8 protein-coding genes are annotated in these 7,488 nt (G+C 69.8%); 1 reads left to right on the top strand and 7 read right to left on the bottom strand.

Features of this window, described 5'->3' with window-relative positions; genetic code table 11:
* From AC3IFE_RS24685 to AC3IFE_RS24660, 6 genes are all read right to left on the bottom strand, one after another.
* The coding region (locus AC3IFE_RS24685) for a YqaE/Pmp3 family membrane protein (RefSeq protein WP_489192602.1) at positions 1-148 on the bottom strand (148 nt) is incomplete at its 3' end.
* 117 nt (positions 149-265) lie between these two features.
* A complete protein-coding gene (locus tag AC3IFE_RS24680) occupies positions 266-721 on the bottom strand; it encodes a TIGR00725 family protein (RefSeq protein ID WP_301737710.1) in 456 nt (151 codons plus the stop codon).
* A gap of 76 nt (positions 722-797) precedes the next feature.
* Positions 798-1,628 carry an ABC transporter permease gene (locus AC3IFE_RS24675; RefSeq protein ID WP_089470781.1) on the bottom strand — a complete coding sequence of 277 codons (831 nt, stop codon included), beginning with the start codon at positions 1,626-1,628 and terminating at the stop codon, positions 798-800.
* A gap of 10 nt (positions 1,629-1,638) precedes the next feature.
* On the bottom strand, positions 1,639-2,727 hold the full coding sequence (locus AC3IFE_RS24670; protein WP_489192597.1) for an extracellular solute-binding protein: 1,089 nt from the start codon (positions 2,725-2,727) through the stop codon (positions 1,639-1,641).
* 26 nt (positions 2,728-2,753) lie between these two features.
* The gene (locus tag AC3IFE_RS24665; protein WP_489192595.1) at positions 2,754-3,797 is read right to left on the bottom strand and encodes an ABC transporter ATP-binding protein; all 1,044 of its coding nucleotides are present in this window, start codon (positions 3,795-3,797) and stop codon (positions 2,754-2,756) included.
* A gap of 7 nt (positions 3,798-3,804) precedes the next feature.
* Positions 3,805-4,656, bottom strand: coding sequence for an ABC transporter permease (locus AC3IFE_RS24660; protein ID WP_489192593.1), 852 nt, complete (start codon positions 4,654-4,656; stop codon positions 3,805-3,807).
* Positions 4,657-4,817: 161 nt separating this feature from the next.
* On the opposite strand from AC3IFE_RS24660, the gene AC3IFE_RS24655 reads away from it, so the two are divergent.
* On the top strand, positions 4,818-5,714 hold the full coding sequence (locus AC3IFE_RS24655) for a LysR substrate-binding domain-containing protein (RefSeq protein WP_489192591.1): 897 nt from the start codon (positions 4,818-4,820) through the stop codon (positions 5,712-5,714).
* A gap of 99 nt (positions 5,715-5,813) precedes the next feature.
* Here AC3IFE_RS24655 and AC3IFE_RS24650 read toward each other — a convergent pair whose 3' ends face one another.
* On the bottom strand, positions 5,814-7,472 hold the full coding sequence (locus tag AC3IFE_RS24650) for an alkaline phosphatase family protein (protein WP_489192590.1): 1,659 nt from the start codon (positions 7,470-7,472) through the stop codon (positions 5,814-5,816).
* Positions 7,473-7,488 lie beyond the last annotated feature (16 nt).

Here is a 7,488-nt window from a genome sequence, read left to right as displayed (position 1 = left end):
ACTGGCTCAGCGCATACACCGACCAGATCGCGGCCGGCAGCCAGCCGATGATCGTGAGTTGCAGAAGGAGACAGATGATCCCGGCGATCGGGCGGCCGATCGTGAAGAACTGGAACCACGGGAGCACCAGGGCGAGCAGCAGGCGCATGAACGATCCTCTCGGTACGTCGTTGAACGGGTGACACCCGGCCAATATGGCGGGTTGCGCGCCCCGTTTCAAGCCCGGGCGCGACGTTCGCCGGGCGCCCCCTCCCGATACCCTGCGCTACGCCGAATCGGCCAGCCACTGCGCGACGCGCAGGACGAGCGCGTCCGCTTCGTCGAAGCACTCGACCCCCGCCACCTGCGGCGCCCCGCAAATCGTGAACACCGGCTTGCCCCACTGCAGCCCGAGCGCGATTTCCGACAGCGTGCCGAGCCCGCCGCCGACCGCGATCAGGCACACCGACGCGCGTGCGACCAAGGCATTGCGCGTGATGCCGAGCCCGGTCGGCAGCGCGACGCTCAGATACGGATTCGCCAGCGCGGCATCCTCCTCGGGCAACAGCCCGATCGCGCAGCCGCCGGCCGCGTGCGCACCGCGCGCGGCGGCCTCCATCACGCCCTGCTTGCCGCCGCCGACGAGCGCGACGCCCGTCGCCGCCACCGCGTGCGCGATCCGTTCCGCGACCCGCATCTGTTCATCCGTCGCGTCGCGCGGGCCGATCACGCCGACCGGCATCCGGTGCCGGTGCGTGCCGCGTTGCCGTTGCGCGAGTCGCGCGAGCGCGTCGCGCGCCGGTTCGGACCACGCACATTCAATGACGTCGTTGGCGAACAAGGCCTTCCCCCAGTGCAAGAACGCAGGTACAGATGGCCGTCAGCACGATCGACAGCGCGGCCGCCTGCGAAAAATCGGTTTGCCCGTCCGACAGCTTCAGATACATCAGCAGCGGCAGGATGTTGATCTGCGTGCCGGCCAGCGCAATCGCCGTGCCGTAAGTACCGAGCGCGATCGCCGTCACGAGGCACCATGCGGACGCGACCGACGGCCACAGCTCGCGCCACGCGACGTCGAGCCACGCGCGCCACGGCCGCGCGCCGAGCGTCAGCGCCGCCTCGAGCGGCCGCCGGTCGAGATTCGCGAGCGTCGGGTAGATCATCAGCGCGACGCGCGGGATCAGGTAGTACGCATAGGCGACCGCGAGCCCCGGCATCGTGTAGATCGCGCCGCCGACCACGGTCGGATCGGCGCCGAGCGCGGCCAGCAGCGTGGTCACGAAGCCCGCGCGGCCGAATGCGAGGATGAAGCCGTACGCGATCACCAGCCCGGAAAACGCCAGCGGCACGCCGAGCAGCGCGAGCGACCAGTGGCGACGGGCCGGCGACTGCCCGGCGAGCGCGAACGCGACCGGCACGCCGACGGCGACCGACAGCGTGCCGGCGCCCACCGCCAGCGCCAGCGAGCGCGCGATCGCATCGGCGACGAGCGGATCGCGCCACACCGCCGCGAACGCGCGGCCGCCGCCCGCGCCTGCCGCATCGACCAGCGCGGCCAGCGGCAGCACGAAGCACACCGCGAGCAACGCGGCCGCGGGCAGCGCGCCGAAACGGCGCAGCACGCCGCGCTCGGGTAAGGAAGCGTGCATCCCGCGCCCCTTACTGGCCGAGCGTGGCCTGCGACCACAGCTGGTCGACCTCGGCCTTGCGCGCCGCCGCCTTCGCGACATCGAGCGGGCGCACCTGCGGCGCGTTCGGCAGCTTCGCCGCGACGTCCGCCGCGACCGGCGTGCCCGGCACCGCCGGGCGCACGTAGCCTTGCGCGAACAGCGCCTGCCCGACGTCGCTCATCACGAGGTTGAGCCAGAGCTGCGCGGCGGACGGATTCGGGCCGTTCTTCACGAGACTCATCGCATACGGCGCCGACACGCTGCCGTCCTGCGGAATCACGACGTCGGCCGCGTCGCCCATGCCGTCCGCGTACTTCGCCTTGAGGCCGTCGTTCTCGTAGCCGATCAGGATCGGAATCTCGCCCTTCACGAACTTCGCGTACGGCGTCGTGCCCTCCACGCGCAGCACGTTGCCGGCCTGCTTCAGCTTGCCGAAGAAGTCGGCGCCCGGCTTCGGGTTCTCGACGCTGCCGCCGTTCGCATACGCGGCCGCGAACACCGCGACCTGGCCCTGCCCGGTCGAGCGCGGGTCGAGATAGACCACCGCGTTGCGGTACTCGGGCTTCAGCAGGTCCGACCAGCGCTGCGGTACGTTCTTGACGAGCTTCCGGTTGACGAGGAACGCGATGTTCAGCGAATGCACGGCGAACCAGCGAGCGTCGGTCGCGCGGAACACGCCCGGCAGCTTGTCGAAGTTGACCGGCCGGAACGGCGCGACGACGTCCTTGCCCGCGGCGTCGAGCGCCGACGCCGCGAAGTAGTACGCGGTATCGGCCTGCGGACGGCGACGCGACTTGTCGAGCGCGACGACGGTCGCGGCCGAGCCGATGTCGTTGTACGTGATCTCGACCTTCGGGTAGCGCTTGCGGAATTCGGCGAACAGCGCCTTCCAGTTCGCCCATTCGGGGCCGGTATCGAACGACACGACGAGCCCTTCGTCGGCCGCCTTCGCGTACAGCGCGTCTTCGCCCGGATACAGCGGCGCGGCCTGCGCCGCCGCGCTGGAAAGCGCCGCGAGCGCGCACAGCGCCAGCACGCGGGCGCGCATGGCCTTCACAAAAAGGGAGCCTGCAAGCATCGTGAATCTCCGTTGAACGAAAGAGGTCATTGCGCGGCCGGCGACGCCGGCAGCACGAGCAGATGGCAAGGGTCGATCGCGATGCTGCGCGCGGCGGGCTCGCGCCCTTCGCACAGCAGCACGTCGGCCGAACCGTCCGGAATGAAGTCGTAGCGCTGCGTCGCGCCGAAATAGCGCACGTCCCCGCGACGGCCGTCGATGCGGTTGGCGCTGTGTTCGGGCGGATCGGCCTGCACGTGTTCGGGGCGCACCAGCACCTCGATTTCCGCACCCGGCCGGTGCCCGCCCGTTTCCGCGCGCAGCGTCGCGAAACGCACGTCGACGGTGCCCTGCGCGAGCACGCGGCCGCGCAGCAATGTCGAATGCCCGACGAAGCGCGCGATCTCGGCGGTCGCCGGGCGCTCGTACAGGTCGCGCGGCGTGCCGGCCTGGAGCACGCGGCCGCCGTCGACGATCGCGACGCGGTCGGCCATGCTCAGCGCTTCGTCCTGGTCGTGCGTGACGAACAGCGTCGTCGCGCCGCAGGCGCGCTGCAGTGCGCGGATCTCGTCGCGCAACTGATGACGGATGCCGGCATCGAGCGCCGCCAGCGGCTCGTCGAGCAGCAGCAGCTTCGGTTCGATCACGAGCGCCCGCGCGAGCGCGACGCGCTGCTGCTGTCCGCCGGACAGCATCGCGATGCCGCGCGTCGCATGCGCCGACAATCCGACCCGCTCGAGCATGTCCAGCGCGCGCCGGCGCCGTACGTCGGCCGCGACGCCGCGCATCCGCAGCCCGTACGCGACGTTGTCGACGACCGGCAGGTTCGGGAACAGCGCGTAGTGCTGGAACACCATCCCCACTTCGCGCCGCCACACGGGCACGCCGGCCACGTCGTCGCCGCCGATCGCGATGCGGCCGCGCCAGCCGTCGAGCAGCCCGGCCGCGAGCCGCAGCAGCGTGGATTTGCCGGACCCGCTGCGGCCCATCACCGCGAGCAGTTCGCCCTGCGCGGCGGACAACGTGACGTCGTCGACGCCATGACGGGCGCCCGGATACTGGAAACTGACGTGTTCGAATTCGAGGCTCATGGATGACTCATTTCAGACGTTGCACGGTGCCGACGGACACGAGCGTCGCGAGCACGGCGAGCACGAGCAGCACGACCGTGGCCGCGCACGCCATCCCCGTCGCGCCGTAGAACGCCTGCAGCAACACGATCGGATAGTTCCGGTAGCGAAAGCCGGCGATCAGGTTCGAAATCTGGAATTCGCCGATCGACAGCGCGGCCACCATCACGAGGCCGGAAAACAGGCTGTGGCGCAGGTTCGGCAGCACGATCGTGACGAACTGGCGCAGCGGCGTCGCACCGAGCGTCGCCGCGCAGGCCTCGAGCCGCGCGAGGCCGAGGTGGCGCAGGTCGCCGAGCAGCGTCTGCAACAGATACGGCAGCGTCAGCACCGCGTGCGCCGCGATCATCAGCGGCAACGTGCCGAGCCACGGCAACGTGTCGCCGCTGAAGATCGCGATGTAGCCGAAGCCGAGCGTCAGCGCCGGCACGGCGACCGGCATCAGCATCACGATGCGCGTCGCGAACCCGCCGCCTGCCTGCGCGCGATGATGCAGCGCATACGCGAGCGGCAGGCCGATCACCGCGTTGAGCGCGCAGCACGCCAGCGCCACCATGAAGCTCACGCCGAACGCGCGCGTGAAGCTCCGGTTCGCGGCCAGATCGGCGAACCAGTGCCCGGTGACGCCGGCGGGCAGCAACGTGTTCGTCCACGATTCGCCCACCGCGCCGATCAGCAGCAATGCGATCGGCAACAGCAGGTAGAGGCCGAACACCGCGAGCAGCGCCTGCAGCAGCAGGCGCCCGACGGGCGGCCGGGCCGGTTTGTTACGACGAATCGGAATACCGTCGGCGATGGCCGGGGCGGTTGACTCAGACATGAAGACACTCGCTGACGATCGGGAAAAACCTCGCGCAACGCCCGCCGGACGGGCCCGCATGCGTTGTCGAAGCCGGCGCAGTGTGCGGTTTCGACATGGCATCGTCATGAAAAAAACGTAAAAAGCGCGCATCGATCTATGCAAGGACGGAACAGCTCGCGATGAAGCACCTGTATCCGAACGTGGCGGAGCTGCATGCGTTCGCCACGTCCGCGAAGTACCTGAACTTCTCCTACGCGGCCCGCGAACTGGGCCTGACGCCGAGCGCGGTCAGCCGGCAGATCGCGAACCTCGAGGCGCTGTTCGGCGTGAAGCTGTTCGTGCGCGAGGGGCGCGGCCTCGCGCTCACCCGTGCCGGTCAGGTCTATCACGCGCGCGTCGTCGGGCCGCTGCGCGAAATCGGCAACGCGTCGATCGAGCTGCTAAGCGCCCGCGAGAACGGCGACCTGCTGACGATCGCGATCGTGCCGACGTTCACGACGAAGTGGCTGTTGCCGCGGCTCACGCGCTTTCTCGCCGCCGCGCCGGGGGTCACGCTGAGCTTTCGCCGCCACCTCGCGCCCGGCGACGTGTTTCCGTTCGGGCTGGACGCGGCGATCCGCTACGGCGACGGTGGATGGGAAGGCGTACGAAGCGACTATCTGGGCGGGCGGACCTTCGTGCCGGTCTGCTCGCGCGAATTCGCCGACCGGCATGCGCTGCGCGTGCCCGCCGACGCGGCGGCGGCGCCGCGCCTCGTGCACGAGCAGGCGGAGATCGCGTGGTCCGCATGGGCGGAACGTCATCGCGCGTCGCAGATGAACGCGCTGGCCGGGCCGCGCTTCGAGCAGTATTCGGTGCTGATCCAGGCAGCCCAGGCCGGGCTCGGGATCGCGCTCGTGCCGCGCTTCCTGATTCTCGACAATCTGGCGGCGGGCACGCTGATCGAGCCGTTCGACGCGCCCGTCGACGTCGACGCGCAGGGGCACTATCTGTGCTACGCGCCGGAGCGCCTCGACACGAGCGAGGCGTTGCGGCGTTTCAGGGAATGGATGCTGGACGAAGCCGGACGTCCGTAGGGCGGCGCAGCGTCGTGCGGGCCGCGCCGACGCGCACCGCCGCACGACAGCGCGCGCCCGTTGCCGGACGCCGCCCGACGGCGGCCTCCGCCTGCAACGTCAACGCCCGATACCGAGCCCCGGCAGCACGCGCGTGTTCTCGGCCACGACCGCATGCAGCAGGCGCGGATCCGCGCCGAGCAGCGCGAGGATCGTCGGCGCGACCTGCTTCGTGCCGACGAGATCGCTCACCGTGCGCGCACGATGAATGCCCGGATACGACACCAGCAGGCCGAGATGGCTGTCGTCCGGCGCGTTGCCGCCGTGCTCCTCGTCCTTCTTCGTGCTCGACGTGTAGATCACGCCCGGATTCGGCTGGACGACGATGTCCGGCGTGCGGCCGTTGGCCGGATCGCCGAAGCGGTCGGCCAGCGCCGCGCCGTACAGCACGTATGCCTGCGGGCCGTCCGCGCAGATCCCCGGCGCGTTGCAGCCGAGATTCGCCTTCAGCGCCTGCACGACGGCCGTGCGCTGGCCGCGGTCGCGCAGCCAGACCAGGCCGACGTCGTCGGTCTGCACGAAGCCCGTGCCGACCAGGCCCGAACCGTCGTTCAGGTTGCCCGTCGTCGTGTTGTTCTGGCCGAAGTTGCCGTTCGGGTCGAGGAAGTCGTTCGCTTCGAGCAGCTTCGTCAGCGTGTCGCCGTTCTTCACGAGCTTCGTGTGATCGCTCGGCGACTGGCCGTGCTTCGACGTGACGATCACGGCCGTCGACGTATACAAGTTCGCCTGCTTCAGCGCCGCGACGACATGGCCGATCGCGTCGTCGACGTACGTGATCGCGTTCGCGACCTGCCCGTTCGGCGTGAAGTCGGCATCGAGATAGCCGCCGCCCTTCGCGACCGGCGCCTTCTGCGCGACGCTCAGCGTCTGGAAGTTCGCGCCGAACAGCGTCGGCACCGGCGCGGACTTCGTGCCGGTCGAATCGCGGCCGCCGATCTGGTTGATCAGCGCCTGCACGTGCAGGTTGTCGAAGCGCGCGGTGTGCGAGTAGACGTCCGTATAGTCGGTGTTGGTCGCCGGGTCGATCGAGTTGATCTCGGTGCGCATCAGGTCGTCGACGCCGGTGCCCGACGGGCCGTTCAGCCAGTCGTAGCCCCACGCGTGCTTGTCGGCCCACGCGGTGCGCGCATTCGGCACGCCGGCCTTCACGGCCTCGAACACCGTGTTGGTCTTCACGTAGTTGTGCGGGTAGACCGGCACGCACTGCCCGTTGACCTTCGCATGCGGTATCGCCTGCGGATTGAACGCGCCGCCGCCGTCGAGGTGCACGAGCGCGCCGCCGTTGAACGCATCGATGCCGGTCGTCTCGTCGAACACGACGTTCCAGCCCTGCTTGCCCGAACACGTCGTGTCGCTCGGCGCGTACAGGTTGCGGTCGTACGACACGTCGTAGAACAGGCCGGCCGTCTTCGGCGAGCCGCCCGTCACCAGTGCGGCGAGGCCCGGGAACGAATCCGACAGCCCCGGCGCGTACGCATTCGCGTACGTCACGCCGCTCTTCGCGAGCACCGCGAGGTTCGGGCACGTATTCGCGCCGATACAGCGGGCGAGATCCTGTTCGTGCAGGCCGTCGATGCTGAGCAGCAGCACGTGCTTCACGACCCGGCTCGCGCGGCCGCTGTCGTCCGGTTGCGCCGCATGCGCGCTCGCGCCGGCGAGCGCCAGCGCAGCCGCGACCATCGCCGCCATTTTCCGTTGCTTGATGAACCTGGAAATCATCACCCCACCTCACCGA

This window comes from Burkholderia sp. APQ4-4ca (assembly GCF_057837105.1).
This window is presented reverse-complemented; position numbering and strand designations above follow the sequence as displayed.

Bases quoted from the DNA above. Each gene is read 5' to 3' on its own strand.
- AC3IFE_RS24680 (WP_301737710.1), bottom strand. From the start codon at position 721: ATGCCGGTCGGCGTGATCGGCCCGCGCGACGCGACGGATGAACAGATG.
- AC3IFE_RS24675 (WP_089470781.1), bottom strand. From the start codon at position 1,628: ATGCACGCTTCCTTACCCGAGCGCGGCGTGCTGCGCCGTTTCGGCGCG.
- AC3IFE_RS24670 (WP_489192597.1), bottom strand. From the start codon at position 2,727: ATGCTTGCAGGCTCCCTTTTTGTGAAGGCCATGCGCGCCCGCGTGCTG.
- AC3IFE_RS24665 (WP_489192595.1), bottom strand. From the start codon at position 3,797: ATGAGCCTCGAATTCGAACACGTCAGTTTCCAGTATCCGGGCGCCCGT.
- AC3IFE_RS24660 (WP_489192593.1), bottom strand. From the start codon at position 4,656: ATGTCTGAGTCAACCGCCCCGGCCATCGCCGACGGTATTCCGATTCGT.
- AC3IFE_RS24655 (WP_489192591.1), top strand. From the start codon at position 4,818: ATGAAGCACCTGTATCCGAACGTGGCGGAGCTGCATGCGTTCGCCACG.
- AC3IFE_RS24650 (WP_489192590.1), bottom strand. From the start codon at position 7,472: ATGATTTCCAGGTTCATCAAGCAACGGAAAATGGCGGCGATGGTCGCG.